This window comes from Sphingopyxis sp. (assembly GCF_035998965.1).
Taxonomy (GTDB): domain Bacteria; phylum Pseudomonadota; class Alphaproteobacteria; order Sphingomonadales; family Sphingomonadaceae; genus Sphingopyxis.
Genome location: NZ_DASYHE010000051.1, coordinates 1 through 3,484, shown reverse-complemented (window position 1 = coordinate 3,484; position 3,484 = coordinate 1). Strand labels below are relative to the sequence as shown.

At 62.3% G+C, this 3,484-nt stretch carries 5 protein-coding genes and 1 pseudogene; all 6 read right to left on the bottom strand.

Going from position 1 to position 3,484, the window contains the following annotated elements; all coding sequences use genetic code 11:
• Positions 1 to 82, bottom strand: a pseudogene (locus VGN68_RS09040) (30S ribosomal protein S19); the annotation flags it as partial.
• Positions 83 to 85: 3 nt separating this feature from the next.
• Positions 86 to 937 (bottom strand): 50S ribosomal protein L2, encoded by an 852-nt coding sequence (gene rplB / locus VGN68_RS09035; RefSeq protein WP_327475907.1) that lies wholly within the window; start codon positions 935 to 937, stop codon positions 86 to 88.
• A 21-nt stretch (positions 938 to 958) separates the two neighbouring features.
• Positions 959 to 1,267: a 50S ribosomal protein L23 gene (locus VGN68_RS09030; RefSeq protein ID WP_293701247.1), complete on the bottom strand. Its 309-nt coding sequence runs from the start codon at positions 1,265 to 1,267 to the stop codon at positions 959 to 961.
• Positions 1,260 to 1,886, bottom strand: coding sequence for a 50S ribosomal protein L4 (rplD, locus tag VGN68_RS09025; protein WP_327475905.1), 627 nt, complete (start codon positions 1,884 to 1,886; stop codon positions 1,260 to 1,262). Before rplD ends, VGN68_RS09030 begins: the two co-directional genes overlap by 8 nt.
• A gap of 2 nt (positions 1,887 to 1,888) precedes the next feature.
• The gene (gene rplC / locus VGN68_RS09020; protein ID WP_327475903.1) at positions 1,889 to 2,665 is read right to left on the bottom strand and encodes a 50S ribosomal protein L3; all 777 of its coding nucleotides are present in this window, start codon (positions 2,663 to 2,665) and stop codon (positions 1,889 to 1,891) included.
• A 299-nt stretch (positions 2,666 to 2,964) separates the two neighbouring features.
• Complete coding sequence (gene rpsJ, locus VGN68_RS09015; RefSeq protein ID WP_011543089.1) at positions 2,965 to 3,276, bottom strand: 30S ribosomal protein S10; 312 nt, start codon at positions 3,274 to 3,276, stop codon at positions 2,965 to 2,967.
• Between the last annotated feature and the right edge of the window lie 208 nt (positions 3,277 to 3,484).

Here is a 3,484-nt window from a genome sequence, read left to right as displayed (position 1 = left end):
TGCTGCTGCCTTCCTGGGCCGTTTCGGCTTTCTTGAGCAGATGGAGGTCCACAAAAGGACCCTTCCAGACCGAGCGAGCCATGGCTTACCTCTTCTTCTTCGCGTGACGCGACCGGATGATCATCTTGTCGGTCGATTTGTTGTGGCGCGTGCGAGCACCCTTGGTCGGCTTGCCCCATGGGGTAACCGGATGACGGCCGCCCGAGGTACGGCCTTCGCCGCCGCCATGCGGGTGATCGACCGGGTTCTTCGCAACACCGCGGGTCAGCGGGCGCTTGCCGAGCCAGCGGCTGCGACCGGCCTTGCCGAGGTTGGTGTTCTGGTTGTCGGGGTTCGAAACCGCGCCAACAGTACCCATGCAATCGCCGCGAATGTAGCGCTGTTCGCCCGAACCGAGACGCACGATGACAAGACCGCGGTCACGACCGACGACTTGCGCATAGGTGCCAGCCGAACGGGCGATCTGGCCACCCTTGCCCGGCTTCATTTCGATGTTGTGGACGATCGTGCCGACAGGCATTTGCGACAATTCCATCGCATTGCCCGGCTTCACGTCGGTCTTTTTGCCCGCGATCACCTTGTCGCCAACCGCCAGACGCTGCGGCGCCAGGATGTAAGCGACGCGGTCCTTGCCGGCATCGTCCTTGCCATAGTTGACGAGGGCGATGAACGCGGTGCGGTTGGGGTCATATTCCAGCCGCTCGACGGTGCCTTCGACGTCCCACAGGCGGCGCTTGAAATCGACGATGCGATACCGCTGCTTGTGACCGCCGGCGATACCACGCGAGGTGACATGGCCCTTGTTGTTGCGGCCACCGGTCTTGCTCTTGCCTTCGGTCAGCGCCTTGACGGGCTTGCCCTTCCACAGCGACGATTTGTCGACGAGGATCAGGCCGCGCTGCGCGGGGCTGGTCGGATTATAGGACTTAAGTGCCATTTTCTTTGCCTCTTCCTACAATCAGACGCCGGTGGTGACGTCGATCGACTGGCCTTCGGCCAGACGAACGATCGCCTTCTTCACGTCGCTGCGGGTGTAGGGTTTGCCCTTCCAGCGCTTGGTCTTGCCCTTGGTGATGAGCGTGTTCACGCCGATCACCTTGACATCGAACAGCGCCTCGACGGCGGCCTTGATGGCGGGCTTGGTCGCATCGCCTGCAACCTTGAACACCACCGCGTTGTTTTCGCTGAGCATCGTCGATTTTTCGGTGATCACTGGAGCCAGGATCACGTCATAATGACGTGCATCGACCGTTTTTGCCTTAGCCATTGAAACGTGCCTCCAGCTTTTCGAGGCCGGCGCGGGTCAGGACCAGCGTATCGGCGCGCAAAATGTCATAGACGTTGGCGCCCATCGCCGGCATCGAGTTGATGCCGATCAGGTTGGCCGACGCCATGGCGAAGCTTTCGTGCACCGCATCACCATCGATGAAGAGTGCGCGATTGCCGAGTTCGAGCTTGCCGAGCTGGCCGGCGAGCGCCTTGGTCTTGGCGTCCTTGAGCTCGAGCGTGTCGAGAATAAGGATCTTGCCGCCCTTCGCCTTGTCGCTCAGCGCCATTTTCAGGCCGAGGGTGCGAATCTTCTTGTTCAGCGAGTGACCGAAGGTGCGGGCGCGCGGGCCATGCGCCTTACCGCCGCCGATGAAGATCGGAGCGGCGCGATCGCCGTGACGAGCGGTACCGCCGCCCTTCTGGTTGCCGAACTTCTTGCCGGTGCGCGACACATCGCTGCGTTCGCGAGCGGCACGGGCCGGACCGCGGCGCTTTTCGAGCTGCCAGCTGACAACGCGGTGAAGGATGTCGGCGCGCGGGTCGACGCCGAACACATCGTCATTGAGATCGATGTCTGCGCCGGCCTTGCCGTCAATGGTGTGAACCTTGACCTTCATGATCAGGACTCCTGTGCGCCGTCGGTGGTGGCCGTATCAACCACGGTGTCTTCAACCGGGGTTTCCACAGGCGCATCAGCCGGGGCTTCTTGATTGGCGTTCGCCGCGCTCTTGATGCCCGCCGGATAGGGGGCTTCGGGATGACGCGGCAGCTTGACGGCGTCGCGGACCATCAGCCAGCCACCCTTCGAGCCAGGGACCGAGCCCTTGACGAAGAGAAGGCCGCGCTCGACGTCAGTGCGGACGATTTCGAGATTCTGCTGGGTGCGATTACGCGCGCCCATGTGACCGGCCATCTTCTTGTTCTTGAAGACGCGGCCCGGATCCTGGCGGTTACCGGTCGAACCATGCGCACGGTGGCTGATCGAAACGCCGTGGGTGGCGCGCATACCGCCGAAACCCCAACGCTTCATCGCACCGGCAAAGCCCTTACCCTGGGTCACGCCCTGGATATCGACGATCTGGCCGGCGACGAAGTGGTCGGCCGACAGTTCGGCGCCGATGTCGAGCGTCGCGTCGTCAGCGACGCGGAATTCGACGACCTTTGCTTTGGGCTCGACTTCGGCCTTGCCGAAGGCGCCGCGCTGCGGCTTGGCGACGTTCTTCGCCTTGGCCGATCCGGCACCGAGTTGGACGGCCACATAGCCGTCGCGTTCTTGTTCGCGTACAGAGATAACCTGACAGCCTTCGAGGCTCAGGACGGTGACGGGCACATGGCGGCCGTCGTCCTGAAACAGGCGGGTCATCCCCATTTTCTTCGCGATCACGCCAGTCCGCATGATCATACTCCTCAACAGAGGCCGGACGGACCATTCCGCACGGCGTGTGGGACCCCATCAGGCCGAAACCCAACGAGAACCCTCCCAGCCCAGAATTTCGATGGTCGCCCCGTCCGGGCTGAGGTGCCGCCTTCCCTAGGGAGAAGCGGCGAGACGGGGGACGCAGCCCGGACCCTTTTGCTTCCAAGGAAGCGGTCCGGCGGTATCCACCCTATCGTCGGTCCGGATCGCTCCGGACAATGCAGCCACCGAAATGGCCGCCGATAGAGACCCCGGATCAGATCCGGGGCTGCGTTGGCTTAGGCCAACTTGATTTCTACGTTCACGCCCGCGGCAAGGTCGAGCTTCATCAGCGCATCGACCGTCTGCGGAGTGGGCTGCACGATGTCGAGCAGCCGCTTGTGGGTACGCACCTCGAACTGCTCGCGCGACTTTTTGTCGATGTGCGGGCCGCGGTTCACGGTGAATTTTTCAATGCGCGTCGGCAGCGGGATCGGGCCGCGAATAAGCGCTCCGGTACGACGTGCCGTATCGGCGATGTCGGTGGTGGCCTGATCGAGCACGCGGTGATCAAAGGCCTTGAGGCGAATGCGAATATTCTGCGTTTCCATGACTATTCCAGTCGAATCCCGTCTGACGATGCGAAAGAGCCGAAATGACTTGTTCCGGCCCCCTAGTGGAAGCCGGCTCGGCCATTAAAAATCTTTAAGCTACGAGCCGCCCGAATCGCTTCCGAATCAGGCGGCTCGCGGCCCTATATTACTTTGTGATCGTCGCCACAACCCCTGCGCCGACGGTACGACCGCCTTCGCGGATTGC